Raw genomic sequence first — 13,229 nt, 5'->3', positions numbered from 1 at the left:
GCCTTCGCCGACGTGCTCTACCGCCTGATCGAACAACCGTTCATCAAACTCGGCCGGCACATCGTCACCACCCGCCAGACCCGACGCAAGACCCGGCTCAACGCCCGACAGACGACGCCGGCAGACCTGAGCGCAGCGCAGCCGGCAGACTCCAGCGCGGCGCAGCCGGCAGACTCCAGCGCGGCGCAGCCGGCAGACTCCAGCGCGGCGCAGCCGGCAGACTCCAGCGCGGCGCAGCCGGCAGACTCCAGCGCGGCGCAGCCGGCGGACTCCAGGGCGGCGCAGCCGGCCCGGCACCCCACCGCCGAACCGGTCGCGGTGCCACCCGCGCAGGCCACCGGCAGCTGAACCACCAAGCCCCGGCGCGAGCCGCGCCCGCGGCAAGCCCGCGGTGATCCAAGTCGCGTCCCGGCCGTCTGGACGACCACGACGCGACTTCGATCAACCGGCTTCGATCAACCGGCAAGATCCCAAGCGATCTGTGCGGCAGGGGCCTCAGACGCGGAACTGGTCGACCAGGGTCCGCAGCTCGCGGCTCATGGCGGACAGGTCCTGCGCGGCGGCGCGGGTGTCCTCCACGCCGCCGGTGGTGGCGCGGGCAGCCTCGGAGATGGTCGAGATGTCCGCGGCGATGTCCGCCGAGCCGGCCGCCGCCCGGGAGATGTTGCGGCTCATCTCGGTGGTGGTGGCCGTCTGCTGCTCGACGGCCGCCGCGATGGTGGTCTGGTAGTCGCCGAGCCGGCCGGTGATCTCGACGATCCGGTTGATCGCCTCGGTCGCGGCGGCCGTGTCGGACTGGATGCTCTGCACCTTCGCGGCGATGTCGCCGGTGGCCCGGCCCGTCTCCTGCGCGAGGTCCTTGACCTCGCCGGCGACGACGGCGAACCCCTTGCCGGCGTCCCCGGCGCGGGCCGCCTCGATGGTCGCGTTGAGCGCGAGCAGGTTGGTCTGCTCGGCGATGTCGTTGATGACCTTGATGACGTCGCCGATCTGGCGGCTCGAGCCGGTCAACCGGCCGATCAGGTCGAACGCCGAATGGGTCAGCTCGGTCGTCTGCCCGCCGATGCGGGCGGCCTCGGCGGTGGTGCCGGCGATCTCCTGGATCGAGGCGCTCATCTGCTCGGCGCCGGTCGCGACGGTCCGCACGTTGTCGGACACCTCGTCGGCCGAGGCCACGATCCGCCCCGACCGCGCCGCCGTCTCCTGGGCCCCGGTCATGATCCGGGTCGAGGTCTCGGTGAGCTGCCGGCTGGCGGTCGCGACCGTCGCCGCCGACCCGCCGATCGCGCGGACCAGCGTGGAGATCTTGTCGACGAACGTGTTGAACTCGCGGCTCACCGCGGTGAACTCGTCGTTGCCGCTGACCGTCAGCCGATGCGTGAGGTCGCCGTCTCCCTCGGCGATGTCGGCCAGCCGGTCGTACAGCGCCCGCAGCGGCCGGACGATGGAGACGGACAGCACCAGCGCCATGAGCGTCGACAGCGTCACCGCGATGCCGCCCACGACATTGGCCAACCGGCCGGTGCGGCTCGCCGTGGAACGGGCCGACTGCCCGGCGGCGTCGGCCCGCTGCTGGGCGCGGACGAGCAACTGGTCGACCGGGTCGCTGATCCGGGCGTACACCTCCAACCCCTCGCCGACCACGAGGTCGTTGGCCACCTGTGTCTGCTCGGGCGCGCCGGCCCGGTACGCCGCGACGACCTGGTCGTCCAGCGCCGCGAAGTCGTCGAACGCCGCGCGGATCGCCTGCACGGACGCCCGGTCCTCGGCCGGCAGCGGCAGCCTCGCCATCGCCTCCAGCTCGGCGGCGAAGTCCCGCATCGAGCCCAGGAACGCCGCCCGGGTCTCCGCCGTGTCATCGGCGGCCCCCGGCGCACCGCGCACGATGTCGAACGCGTACCCGACCTGCCACCCGGAGATGTCGGTGATGCGGAACTTCAGCTGCTCGGCGGCGTCGAGCTGGGCCCGGTCGGCGGCCAGCTGCTCCGCGGTCTGGCGGGTTGCCCGCGACGCGGTCGCCGCCGCCAGCCAGATGGCCACCACACAGAGCGCGACGACGCAGAAGCCGACCACCAGCCGCGGTATGACTCCCGTGCTCCGCAGTATGCTCATGTTCGTCCCCCGGTGACCCAGCTGTCGGCCGTTTGCCGTCCCATCGGCCCGGCCTGGACGATCCTGAGCGAACTCGCACCCACGCGCGACGGCGGAAGGGGACGGCGGATGCAGGACGCGACGGCGGCCCTGCTGGCCGTGCTCGCGGACGTGCGGGCGATGCTCGCCCGCCCCGGCAACGACTACACCTGGTCGTCCTTCATCGACGCCGGGACCGCCCTCGAGGAGATCGACGAGGCGATCGCGGTGGTGCGAGCCGGCGGCACGCCCACCGCGTGCGGCGTGCTCTTCGCACCGACGGGGCCGATCCAGGAGGTCGCCCTCTCCAGCGGCTGGGGCGACGAGTTCCTCGACCTGGCCGACCGCTTCGACGCCGCGATGCTCGCCGCGCGGCGCCCGTCCTAGAGCCGCCTGAACCGCGCGGGGACTTCGCCGACGCTGGGCGAACAGCTCGACCTGCCGGTGGGCGGCTGCGCGCCGGAACGGGTCAGGTCGGGTACGTGTTGCCCGGGGTGGTGGCGATCAGCACGTCCGCGGCGGGGCGCCAGCCGAGCTTCGCGTACAGGTGCCGGCCCTCCTCGCTGGCGATGAGGATGCCGTGCGTGGCGCCTGCCGGGACCGCCGCCGCGGCGAGGGCGCCCATGAGCGCGCTGGCCAGGCCGCGGCGGCGGTGCGCCGGCAGCGTCTCGATCCGGTCGGCGACGCCGTCGGGGCCGGTCAGGCCCATCGTGCCGCGGGCACCCACCCCGCCCGACCCGGCCAGCACCGTCGCCGTGATGACGGCATCGGCCACGCCGCTGGTGACGGTGTACCCGGACGCGGGCGGTGGCGCCGGATGGGTCCGCAGGTCGGTGGTCATGAGCAGTTCGGCGCGCTTCAGCAGTACCAGACCCGCCGCCTCCAACACGGTGGCCGTGGTGGCCGCATCGGTGGTGGGCACGGTCAGCCACGTGGGCTCGGGCTCCGCGGCGACCCGCCCGGCCAGGTCGCGCAGGGACGGCGGGTCGCGGTCGAGCGCCACGTATTCCACGGCCCGGCCCGGCTGCAGGCAGCGCACCCGCAGGCCGGGGCCGACTTCCTCGGCGGTGGGCAGGGCGCGGGCCGCCGCCCAGCCGCGCTGCCAGCGGACGGCGAGTTCACGGAGGTCGGGCACCCGGCCGAGGCTACCCGTCCGACCGGCGCGGGCCGGGATGCGGTAGGAGTGGGGGCGTGCGGAATCTACCGGTCGGACGGGTGCTCGGGGACGTGGTCGCGGCGCTCGGCGACCGCGGCGGCGCGGTGCTGGTGGCGCCGCCCGGGACCGGGAAGACGACGCTGGTGCCCCTGGCGCTCGACGAGGACGGGGCGGGCGGCGGCACCGTCGTCGTGGCGGAGCCGCGGCGGATCGCGGCGCGGGCGGCGGCCCGGCGGATGGCGCAGCTGCGGGGCGAGCGGGTCGGCCAGAGCGTCGGGTACAGCGTCCGCGGCGACCGCGCCGTCGGCCCCGGCACGCGGGTCGAGGTGGTCACCACCGGGCTGCTCGTGCAACGGCTGCTCGCCGACCCCGCGCTCGACGGCGTCGGCACCGTCGTGATCGACGAGTGTCACGAGCGGCACCTCGACACGGACCTGGTGCTCGGGTTCCTGGTGGAGAGCCGGCAGACGCTGCGGCCGGATCTGCGGCTGCTCGCGACGTCGGCGACCGCGGACGCGGACCGGTTCGCGCTGCTGCTCGACGCGCCGGTGGTGACCGCGGAGGGCGCGCTGCACGACGTGGCCGTGCACTGGTGTCCCCCGGCGCGTCCGGTGCGGCCACCGCACGGCCTGCACGTCGACCCCGCGTTCCTCGACCACGTGGCGGCGGTGGTGCGCCGGGCGTGGCGGGAGGCGGAGGGGGACCTGCTGGTGTTCCTGCCGGGCGCCGGCGAGATCGTGTCGGTGCGGCGGCGGCTGGCCGACCTGCCGGTGGACGTGCTGCACGGGCGGCTGCCGGCGAAGGAGCAGGACGCCGCGCTGCACGGCGGCGGCCGGCGGCGGGTGGTGCTGGCCACGGCCGTCGCCGAGAGCAGCCTGACCGTGCCGGGGGTGCGGGTCGTGGTCGACGCCGGGCTGGCCCGGGTCCCGCGCACCGACCACGCCCGCGGGCTGGGCTCCCTCGCCACGGTGCGCGCGGCGAAGGCCGCCACGGTCCAGCGCGCCGGGCGGGCGGGCCGGGAGGCGCCCGGGGTCGTGTACCGGTGCTGGTCCGAGGCCGACGACGCGCGGCTGCCGGCCCAGCCCGAGCCGGAGGTGGCGGTCGCCGAGCTGACCGCGTTCGCCCTGGCGCTCGCGTGCTGGGGGCACCCGGGCGGGGCCGGGCTGGCGCTGCCGGACCCGCCGCCGGACGCGGCGATGCGGGTCGCGCAGGCGACGCTGCACGCGCTCGGCGCGGTCGACGCGAACGGGCGGGCCACGCCGCGCGGGCACCGGATGTCGCGGATCGGCGCGCATCCGCGGCTGGCCCGGGCGCTGCTGGACGGCGCGCCGAAAGTGGGCGCGCGCAAGGCCGCGGAGGTGGTCGCGATCCTCGCCGACGACTCCCTCGCCCGGGGCGACGACCTGGCCGCGGCGTGGCGGCACCTGCGCGACACCGGCGACGCCCGCTGGCGCGCCGAGACCGAACGGCTGCGCCGCGGCCTGCCCGGCGGCTCGACCGGTCTGGACGGCGCCCCGACCGGCCTGCCCGACGACCTGGTCGCCGGGCTCGTCGCCGGGCTGGCGTACCCGGAGCGGCTGGCCCGGCTGCGCGGCGGCGGGTACCTGATGGCCGGTGGGACGGAGGCGGCCCTGGCGCCGGGCTCGCCGCTGACCGGGCACCCGTGGCTCGCGGTCGCGGTCGCGGACCGGCAGCCGGGCAGCGCCGCCGCGCGGGTCCGGCTCGCCGCGGCGATCGACGAGGACACCGCCCGGGAGGCGGGCGCCGCCCTGGTGTCCACAGTGGACGAGATCACGGCGCGGGGCGCGGAGCGCCGCGACCAGCTCGGCGCGATCACGCTGCGGCGGCGCGAACTGCGGAACCCGCCGCGCGAGCTGGTCGAGCGGGCGCTGCGGGAGGCCCTCGCCCGACAAGGGCTGCGCTGGTCGCCGGAGGCAACCCAGCTGCGCTGGCGGATGGCCTTCTGCCACCTGGTGCTCGGCCCGCCGTGGCCGGACGTGAGCGAGGCGAGCGTCCTGGCGCACACCGACCTGAGCGGCGTCACCAAGGTGTCCACCGTGGACGCCGAACGGACGCTGCGCACCCTGCGGGCGATGCTGCCGTGGCCGGCCGCGCAGCGCCTCGACGAGCTGGCGCCGGAGCGGCTGCGGGTGCCGAGCGGCTCGCTCGTCCGGGTCGACTACAGCGATCCCGAGGCGCCGGTGCTGGCGGTGAAGGTCCAGGAGGCGTTCGGCTGGCTGGAGACGCCCCGGGTCGGCGGCGGCCGGGTGGCGGTCCTGCTGCACCTGCTGTCGCCCGCGGGCCGGCCCGTCGCCGTCACCCGGGACCTGGCGTCGTTCTGGCGCACCGGGTACCCGCAGGTCCGCGCCGAGCTGCGGGGGCGGTACCCGCGGCACCCGTGGCCGGACGACCCGCTGGCGGCCGCGCCGACCCGCAGGACCAACCCGCGCCGCTGAAGCCACCCGGCGCCTCACCCACCCCGGCGCGGGCCGGCGCGCAGGCTGGAGTCGAGGAGGAGGCGATCCGACCCCGGGAGGGATGCATGGACCTGAGGGCGATGGACCTGACCACGCTGGCCGCCGAGGCATTCCAGTACGGCTACCCGCTGCTGACCAGTCTCGCCGCCGTGGAGCGCAACCGCGGCGCGTACAACACGTTCACGCACCAGCGGCGGTTCGAGGACCAGCGCAACGCGAACCCGGACCTGCTCTACTCGACCGCCCGGCTCGACCTGTCCGGCGGGCCGCTGTGGCTCGGCGTCCCCGACACCGGCGACCGGTACCACGTGCTGCAGTTCGTCGACGCGTGGACGGACAACTTCGCCTACGTGGGCCGGCGCTCCACCGGCAGCGGCGAGCGCGAGTTCCTGCTCGTGCCGCCCGGCTGGGCCGGCCGGGAGGCGCCGGGTGCCCAGGTCATCAGGATCCCGACGATGGTGACGACGCTCATCGGGCGGTTCGCCTGCCAGGACCCTCAGGACGCGACGGAGGTCCATGCCCTGCAGGACGCGCTGCGGATCGACCCGCTGTACCCGCAGGTCCCGCTGGACGGGTTGCCGCACCCGCAGCCGGGAGTGCCGGACGACCTGCTGTTCTTCGAGACGCTGCGGCGGTCCCTCGCCGCGTTCCCGCCGTCGCCCGCGGAGCGGCGCTACCAGCGCCGGTTCGCGTCGATCGGGCTGCTGGAGCCGGGGCCGTCGCCGTACACGGGCGCGCCGCGGGAGCTGCGGGAGACGCTGCGCGACGGGCTCGCCGCCGGTCAGGAGCAGCTGGAGGAGGAGGCCACCACGCGGCACGCCGGGCTGGTCAACGGCTGGACGAACGACCTGCACCTGTTCGACTACAACCTCGACTACTTCGAGGTCGGCACGCTCGACACCCCGGAGTGGACGATGCCGGACCGCGACGAGGCGCACCTGATGCGGGCCGTCGCCGCGCGGACCGGTCTGTGGGGCAACCACGCCTACGAGGCGGTCGCGCCGACCGTGCACAAGGACCGCGACGGCGAGCGGCTCACCGGGGCGCACCGCTACGAGGTCCGCTTCAGCGGATCACCGCCGGCGGAGGCCGGATGGTCCCTGGCCGTGTACGACGTGCCCGGCTCCCGCCCCGTGCCGAACCAGCTCGGCCGGCGCGCGATCGGCGCCGCCACACCCGGGCTGCGGCGGGACCCGGACGGCTCGCTGACCATCCGCATCCAGCACGAGCGGCCCGACGACGACGCGAACTGGCTGCCGGCTCCCGAGGGCGGGTTCCGCCCGGTGCTGCGGATGTACCAGCCGGGCCCGCCCGTCCTGCGGGGCGAATTTCGACCGCCCCCCGTGGTGAGGGTCTAGCAAGATGTAGGGCATGGACGGTGACCACCTGCCCTGCCGCGCCCGGCGCCGGCTGCACGCCGCCCGGGCCCTGGCCGGCGCGGCGGACGGCACCCTGCCGGCGACGCTCGCGCGGCTGCGCGAGGGCGACCGGCACGACCGTGAGGTGGCGCTGTTCATGGCGGTCGTCGGCCGGGACCGCGACGGGATCCTCGCCGCGTTCACCGGTGCCGACCCGCAGCTCGCGCTGCGGGCGAAGCTCGCGTGGGTCGCCGCGGCGGGCACCGCGCCAGAGCCGGTGACGCGGCTCGTCGCCGACGCGCCCGCCGACACCCGGGCCCGGCTGTACCGCCGGATCCGGGCCTGCCGCCGCACGGACTTCGCCGAGGCCCTCGTCGACCCGGTCCGGGCCCGGTTCGGCGACGCCGAGGCGGCCGCGCTGCTGCCGGCCTGCGGCGAGGCCACAGTCACCAGGCTGCTGCCGCAGCTCACCCACGTGCTCGGCGACCGGGGCGCGCTGACCCGGCGCTTCCCGCGGATCTGCCTCGAGCAGGCGGGGCGGGAGCTGGCGGCGCTGCCGGTCGCCGCCCGCGCCGCCTGGTGGGCGCAGCACGGCGCCGGGGTCCTGCAGGCGGCCGGCCCGCTGCCGCACGACGTGCTCGACCTGCTGGAGCGGTACGCGCCGGCCGAGTCGCTGCCGGCGCCGCTGCGCGCGTACGGGGTGCTCGTCGCCGCCGCGCCGCTGCGGGTCCTGGAGCTGCTGACGGCGCCGTCCCGGGCGGGCTGGCTGCGGGCGGTGACGCTGCCGGCGGCGGTGCTGACCCGGCTGGGCCGGCTGCCGGCGGCCGGGCTCGTCGGGCTCACCAGGCGGCTGCGCGGCGACGGCGCCGCGGTCGCCCGGCTGCTGCGCGCGGTGCCGCCGCGGGACCGGGAGGAGCTGCTCGCCCGCGCGATGTCCGATGTGGACCGTGCGCGCTCCACATTGGACGACGAGATCCTTGCGGTGCTGCCGGCCGGCCCGCGGGTCGCGGAGGCGCGCCGGGCGCTGCGGCTCGAGGCGGTCCGCCAGAGCGACGAGCGGACGCTCTGGTACACCGCGCACCTGCCGTGGGCCGAGGCGGAGGAGGCGCTGCTGGCCGCGACCCGCCGGGCCGGCACCGCCGACCGGATCGCCGGCTGGCAGGCGCTGATCCGGTGCGCGGCCCGTGGCAACGACCCGGCGGCCGTGCTCGCCGCGACGCACCACCTGCTGCGCGTGCGCAACGAGCAGGACGCGGTGCGCGGCAACGCGATCCGGTGCCTCAGCGAGGTGCGCCCGGCGCTGCTGCGCCCGGAGCTGGTCGAGCCGCTGGAGCAGATCGTCACCGACGCCGTGCAGGCGCGGGACAGCTCGCCGGCCACCCTCGGGCGGCTCACCGAGCTCGCCGTGCTCGTGCTGCGCGAACGCTTCGACTCGCCGGTACTGGTCCGCTGGGCGCTGCACACGTTCCAGCGGCTGCTCGGCGACGACCGGGTGCCGCACCTCGGCCGCCTCGACCTGCGGCTGCGGCGCGGCCAGGAGGCGCAGGCGTTCGAGGCGGTCCGCGGCTGGGTGCAGCGCGGCGCCGAACGCGGCCGGCACGAGCCGCTGTTCGCCGTCGCCCGCGCCCTCGGCACGCGCGCCCGGCGGCTGCCTGACCTGCAGTCGATGCTGGAGCGCGCCACCCGCCGCGGCAACCTCGCCGGCGTCTCCGGCACCGCTGTCGAGCTGTGGCTCGACGACCCGCACCACCGCGCCGGACGGGTCGAGGCGGTCCTGCGCGAGGACCCGTCGGCGATCGCGTTGCCGGTCGTGTGGCGGGCCGTCTGCGCCCACCGCGACGATCTGCTCGGCGCGGCGCTGAGCGGGCCGCCGCCGGAAGGGCGGTTCCTGCCCGCCGGGGTGCGCTGGGTGCCGCCGCGCGCGCTGTACCTGCACCGCTGGCTCCCCCGGCACCAGCAGGCGTACGCCGACCGGCTCGCCGAGGTGGTCCGCGACCGGGGCGCGACCCCGCGGGCCCGCGCGGCGGCGCTGCACGACGCGGCGTCCGTGCCCGACAGCGGCCGACGGCTGGTGCTGCAGTGCTACAGCGGCGGCGACGCCGGCCTGGCCGAGGCCGCGCTCGCCGCGATGCCGTGGACCGACCGCCCGTCCGACGCGCTGACCGTGCTGCTGTCGCACCTGCGCGACGACCGGGCCGGGACCGCCGCCGCCGGCATCGGCCGGGCCAGCCGCTTCCTGCCGCCGGCGGCGCTGCTGGCCGCGCTGGACCCGGGGCAGGGCAAGGTGACCGCCCGCAAGGCGGCGGTCCGGCTGCTCGCCGCCCGCTCGGTGCCCGGCGCCGCCGACGCGCTGTGGCGGGCGTGGCAGGACCCGCAGCTGCACCGCGACGTGCGGGTCGCGATCGTGGCCGCGGCCCGCCAGCGCGCCGGCGAGCCCGGCATGTGGCGGATCCTGCGCGCCGCCGGCGCTTCCGGCGACCCCGACGCGGTCCTGGCCCTGCTCTCCGCCGGCCCGTGGCCGGTGCCGGCCGCGCTGCGCACCGACTACGCCGCGCTCGTCGCCGCCGCGGCCGGCGCCCCGGACCGGCGGGTGGCGCAGCGGGCCTGGGCGGCGCTGCCGCGCTGGGCCCCGTGGCTGCCGGACGTGTCCGGCGCGGTGACGGCGCGGCTCGCCGACCTCGGCGACCGGGCCGTCTGGCCGTCGGTGGTGCAGGCCCTGCTCGGCCTGGTCGCCGCCGACGCGGGCGAGGCCGCCCTGGTCGCGGCCGTGCGCACCCTGGCCGCCCTCGACGCCGCCGACCCAGCCACCGAGCCAGCCACCGACCCGACCGCCGCACCGGCCGACCCGACCGCCGGCCCGACCACCGGCCCGACCACCGGCCCGACCACCGGCCCGACCACCGGCCAGGGCGCCAGCCCGACCACCGACCAGGGCGCCGACCAGGGCGCCGACCAGGGCGCCGACCAGGGCGCCGCGGTGGATCGGGCCGCGCGGCGGCGGCTCGAAACCCTGGTGGAGCGGCTCACCACGTGGTTGGTGCCCGGCTCCCCCGGCCGCCGGGCGCTCGGTGCCGCCGGCCGGGAACTGTCCACCGTGGACGGTTTCGTGCCGGCCGCGGCGATCCTTCTCCTGGAGGCGGCCGACCTCACCGACCCCGCCGGGCTGGACGAGGTCCGGGGCCTGGTCGCGGACCGGCCGGTGCTCGCGGCCCGGCTCGCCGACCGGCTCGGGCGGCGCCTGGACCACGTCGTGGAGCCGGAGCGGCTACGGCCGATCGCCGTCGCGCTGGCGGCGGGGCCGGGGCCCGCCGACGGGATGTTCGCGCTCGCGTACGCCACCGCGGGCCGGCAGCTCGGCTGGCCGGCGGTGTGGCGGCAGATCGTCGGCACCCTGCGCCGCCACCCGGACCCGGACGTGCGCGACGCCGCCCTGGCGGTGCGGCTGGATCAGTGAACATCGGCTTTCCAGATGGCGTACACCTCGCGCAGGCCATCCCCGAACCCGCCGGGCGTGGCGCACCATGTGCGGCGTGAGAGTTGCGCACTTCTGCGACAGCCACGCCGGGCGCTCCGACGGCGTGGCGATCTCCGTCGCCGCGACCGTGCATCTGCTGCGCGTTGCCGGGCACGACGTGCAGCTCTACCAGCCGGGGCCGCTGCTGCGCGGCAGCGGCGAACCCTGCGGCGTGCGGTCGGTCCCTGTGCCGCTGCGCAACGTCCGGATCGGGTTGCCCCGGTTCTCCGGCATGCCCCGGGTGCTGCGGCGGCTGCCGGACGCGCGGCTGGTGATGCTGGGGGTGCGCCAGCAGCGGCAGGCGGTCCTGCGGCTGGCGCGGCGGGCCGGGGTCGCGCACGCGCTGCGGCTGGTCCGGCCGGTGCCGCACGCCAGCATGGCCGGCTACTACCGGATGGCCGACGTGCTCGCGTTCGCGTCGACCACTGACACGCAGGGCCTGGTGCTGGCCGAGGCGGAGGCGCAGGGCCTGCCCGTGGTCCTCGCCGACGCGGCGCTCGCCGGCACCCACCGGCTGAGCGCCGCGCCCGACGCCGACGCGTTCGGCGCCGCGGTGACGCGGGTCCTGACCGACCTGTCGCTGCACCGCAGGGTGGCCGAGGCCGGCCGGGCCGCCGCCGAGGCGTACTCGGCCCGGCACCACCTCGACCACCTGCTGCGGGCGTACCGGGCAGCCCAGGCGGCGCACACGGCTCAGGGCGTGGCGAGCGCCTCCGTCGGGGCGAGCCTCGCCGCCCGCACCGCCGGGTAGAGGCCCGCGACCGCACCGATCACGAGGGTCGCGACGACCCCGCCGGCGCTCGCCCAGGGCGGCACGATCGCCGGCCAGCTGCGGGTGACCGCGTACAGCGACGTCACCAGCACCCCGAGGAACACCCCGCCGACCCCGCCGAGCGCCGACAGCAGCAGCGACTCGGCGAGGAACTGCAGCAGGACCTGCCCGCGGGTGGCGCCGAGCGCCCGCCGCAGGCCGATCTCGGCGCGCCGCTCCAGGACCGAGATGACCATCGTGTTGGCCACCCCGACCCCGCCGACGAGCAGCGCGACGGCGCCGAGGCCGAGCAGCAGCCCGGTGAAGGTCCGGTCGGTCGCCTGCCGGGCGGCGAGCGCGTCGGACGGCCGGGACACCTTGACCTCGTTGGGGTTCTGCGGGTTCGCGGTCGCCGCCAGGACCGACCGGACCGCCTCGACCTGCTCGTCGCGGGACCTGGTGTACACGGTCGTCGGATGCCCGTCGAAGCCGAGGTACGCCTGCGCCGCCGCCCAGCCGACAAGGGCGGTCGCGTCGAGCTCCGGCGCGAGGGGTACCGGCCGCAGCACGCCCACGACCGTGAACCAGCGGCGGTCCAGGTACACCTGGATGCCCTCGCCGGCGGTGTCGACGCCGAGCCGCCGGGCGGCCGCCGCACCCAGCACCACGGCCGGGTAGCGGGCCGTCGCTTCGTTGAGCCAGATCCCGTCGGCGAGCGACGCGCCGACGGTGCGCGGCAGGTCCAGGTGCGCGGCCTGCACGCTGATCGCCCCGGTCTGCGCCGCCGGGATGTGGTCGCTGCGGTACACCCGCGCGCCGGGCACCTTGCCGGTCGCGGCGACCTCGGTCACCGGGCCGATCCGCGAGATCATCGACACCGACTCGTCGGGCAGGGTCGCGTCGCCGCCGAACAGGTCGCTGCCGGGCGCGACCGTCAGCAGGTTGGTGCCGAGCGCGTCGAGCTGCCGGTCCAGCTCCGCCCGGCTGGACGAGGAAATGCCGACGACCGCGGTCATCGCGGCGATGCCGATCGCGATGCCGAGCGCGGACAGGAACACCCGCATCGGCCGGGTCCGCAGCCCGGCGCTGCCGACCCGCAGCACGTCGCTGAGGTACAGCCGCGCCGGCTGCAGCGGCGCCGTCATGCCACGACCTCGCCGTCACGCATGACGACCTGGCGGGGCAGGGCCGCCGCGATCGCCTGGTCGTGGGTGATGACCAGGATCGTGGTGCCGCCGGCGTGCAGCTCGCGCAGCAGCTCGACCACGCCCGCCCCCGACACCGAGTCGAGGTTGCCGGTCGGCTCGTCGGCCAGCAGCAGCGCCGGCTCGCCGACGACCGCGCGGGCGATCGCCACCCGTTGCCGCTCCCCGCCGGACAGCTCGTGCGGCAGGTGGTCCAGCCGGTCGGCGAGCCCGACCCGGACCAGGGCCGCCTCCGCCCGGGCCCGGCGCTGCGCCAGCGACGGCCCCGCGTAGAGCAGCCCGTCGGCCACGTTGTCCAGGGCGCTCTGCCCCGGCGCGAGGTGGAACTGCTGGAAGACGAACCCGATGCGCCGCGCCCGCAGCGCCGACAGCTGCCGGTCGGTGAGCGCGGAGACGTCGTGCCCGTCGATGCGCACGGTGCCCGCCGACGGCCGGTCGAGGGTGCCGATCAGATGCAGCATGGTCGACTTGCCGGAGCCGGACGGCCCGACGATCGCGACCATCTCCCCCGAGCCGACCGTGAGCGACACGTCCCGGACCGCGGTGACCCCGCCCGGGTAGGACTTGCTGACCCCGTCGAGCGCGACCACCCGGGCCGCCGTGGTGTCCGTCAAATCGATGACGGCCGGTTGCGGGTC

At 77.0% G+C, this 13,229-nt stretch carries 9 protein-coding genes and 1 pseudogene; 6 read left to right on the top strand and 4 right to left on the bottom strand.

What is annotated here, in order from left to right:
- Positions 1-348: pseudogene (locus AB0H83_RS36570) on the top strand (hypothetical protein); the annotation flags it as partial.
- Positions 349-495: 147 nt separating this feature from the next.
- Here the strand turns inward: AB0H83_RS36570 and AB0H83_RS36565 are convergent.
- Positions 496-2,112: a methyl-accepting chemotaxis protein gene (locus AB0H83_RS36565; protein ID WP_360103234.1), complete on the bottom strand. Its 1,617-nt coding sequence runs from the start codon at positions 2,110-2,112 to the stop codon at positions 496-498.
- A gap of 108 nt (positions 2,113-2,220) precedes the next feature.
- Between AB0H83_RS36565 and AB0H83_RS36560 the strand changes: the two genes are divergently transcribed.
- A complete protein-coding gene (locus tag AB0H83_RS36560) occupies positions 2,221-2,517 on the top strand; it encodes a hypothetical protein (RefSeq protein WP_360103232.1) in 297 nt (98 codons plus the stop codon).
- Between the two features lie 82 nt (positions 2,518-2,599).
- On the opposite strand, the gene AB0H83_RS36555 is transcribed toward AB0H83_RS36560, so the two are convergent.
- The gene (locus AB0H83_RS36555) at positions 2,600-3,265 is read right to left on the bottom strand and encodes a GNAT family N-acetyltransferase (RefSeq protein ID WP_360103230.1); all 666 of its coding nucleotides are present in this window, start codon (positions 3,263-3,265) and stop codon (positions 2,600-2,602) included.
- 56 nt (positions 3,266-3,321) lie between these two features.
- Between AB0H83_RS36555 and hrpB the strand changes: the two genes are divergently transcribed.
- From hrpB to AB0H83_RS36535, 4 genes are all read left to right on the top strand, one after another.
- The gene (gene hrpB / locus AB0H83_RS36550) at positions 3,322-5,742 is read left to right on the top strand and encodes an ATP-dependent helicase HrpB (RefSeq protein WP_360103228.1); all 2,421 of its coding nucleotides are present in this window, start codon (positions 3,322-3,324) and stop codon (positions 5,740-5,742) included.
- 86 nt (positions 5,743-5,828) lie between these two features.
- On the top strand, positions 5,829-7,121 hold the full coding sequence (locus AB0H83_RS36545) for a DUF1254 domain-containing protein (protein WP_360103226.1): 1,293 nt from the start codon (positions 5,829-5,831) through the stop codon (positions 7,119-7,121).
- Positions 7,122-7,134: 13 nt separating this feature from the next.
- Positions 7,135-10,575, top strand: coding sequence for a hypothetical protein (locus AB0H83_RS36540; protein WP_360103224.1), 3,441 nt, complete (start codon positions 7,135-7,137; stop codon positions 10,573-10,575).
- Positions 10,576-10,651: 76 nt separating this feature from the next.
- The gene (locus tag AB0H83_RS36535; protein WP_360103222.1) at positions 10,652-11,386 is read left to right on the top strand and encodes a glycosyltransferase; all 735 of its coding nucleotides are present in this window, start codon (positions 10,652-10,654) and stop codon (positions 11,384-11,386) included.
- Here the strand turns inward: AB0H83_RS36535 and AB0H83_RS36530 are convergent.
- Both AB0H83_RS36530 and AB0H83_RS36525 read right to left on the bottom strand, forming a co-directional pair.
- Entirely contained in the window at positions 11,329-12,531 is a 1,203-nt protein-coding gene (locus tag AB0H83_RS36530) for an ABC transporter permease (protein ID WP_360103220.1), read from the bottom strand. The genes AB0H83_RS36535 and AB0H83_RS36530 overlap by 58 nt on opposite strands.
- On the bottom strand, positions 12,528-13,181 hold the full coding sequence (locus tag AB0H83_RS36525) for an ABC transporter ATP-binding protein (protein ID WP_360103240.1): 654 nt from the start codon (positions 13,179-13,181) through the stop codon (positions 12,528-12,530). Before AB0H83_RS36525 ends, AB0H83_RS36530 begins: the two co-directional genes overlap by 4 nt.
- Positions 13,182-13,229 lie beyond the last annotated feature (48 nt).

The organism is Dactylosporangium sp. NPDC050688 (assembly GCF_040654515.1).
Lineage (GTDB): Bacteria > Actinomycetota > Actinomycetes > Mycobacteriales > Micromonosporaceae > Dactylosporangium.
The sequence above is the reverse complement of the archived record's forward strand: the minus strand, read 5'-3'. Positions and strand labels throughout refer to the sequence as shown.

Bases quoted from the DNA above. Each gene is read 5' to 3' on its own strand.
- AB0H83_RS36565 (WP_360103234.1), bottom strand. From the start codon at position 2,112: ATGAGCATACTGCGGAGCACGGGAGTCATACCGCGGCTGGTGGTCGGC.
- AB0H83_RS36560 (WP_360103232.1), top strand. From the start codon at position 2,221: ATGCAGGACGCGACGGCGGCCCTGCTGGCCGTGCTCGCGGACGTGCGG.
- AB0H83_RS36545 (WP_360103226.1), top strand. From the start codon at position 5,829: ATGGACCTGAGGGCGATGGACCTGACCACGCTGGCCGCCGAGGCATTC.
- AB0H83_RS36540 (WP_360103224.1), top strand. From the start codon at position 7,135: ATGGACGGTGACCACCTGCCCTGCCGCGCCCGGCGCCGGCTGCACGCC.
- AB0H83_RS36530 (WP_360103220.1), bottom strand. From the start codon at position 12,531: ATGACGGCGCCGCTGCAGCCGGCGCGGCTGTACCTCAGCGACGTGCTG.